This is a genomic window from Streptomyces fildesensis, assembly GCF_016107395.1.
Classification (GTDB): Bacteria; Actinomycetota; Actinomycetes; order Streptomycetales; family Streptomycetaceae; genus Actinacidiphila; species Actinacidiphila fildesensis.
This window is the reverse complement of record NZ_JAAIKO010000171.1, coordinates 1-496: the sequence shown is the minus strand read 5'-3', so window position 1 is coordinate 496 and position 496 is coordinate 1. Positions and strand designations below refer to the sequence as shown.

The window sequence follows — 496 nt, the reverse complement described above, 5'->3', positions numbered from 1 at the left end:
CGACGCTCTTCCGATCTCTGGAAGATAAAAATGGTACATTTCTTCTTGAAATACATAGTCCAGCTAGTTTTTTATTTCTTGAAGTACACTAGCTTAGCTAGCTCTTTATTTCGTGCTTAAAGGCGAAGTAGCCATGTGAAACTTCTAAGCTTCGTTTAATCGAATGTTTCAGCTTCTTCATCCTGAGTCTGGACTGCTGCTTGGCCTTGCTCTTTCGGGCGAAAGTGGCCATCATGACCCTTTCCATGATGGAAATCATGCGGCCCGTGATTAGGGTTTAACTTAGCCTGGACGTCTTCATATTGCCCACTTTTCAAGGGTAGAGCAGTTTCAGTCAGCTCACGAGCCCACGCCTGGGAGGCAATGAGGAGAACAGCGAACAGAACGGCAAACAAGAGATTAAATTTTGCAGAGGCCATTGTTAGCAAACAAAAGACCCAAAGAAACGATAGGTTTTCTTCTGAATAGAAGTGGAAGCTCACTCTTCTCTTGTAGA

At 44.0% G+C, this 496-nt stretch carries 1 protein-coding gene; it reads right to left on the bottom strand.

Going from position 1 to position 496, the window contains the following annotated elements; genetic code table 11:
* Nucleotides 1–155 precede the first annotated feature (155 nt).
* A partial coding sequence (locus tag C6N31_RS42445) for a hypothetical protein (protein ID WP_232486354.1) occupies nt 156–496 on the bottom strand: 341 nt, incomplete at its 5' end.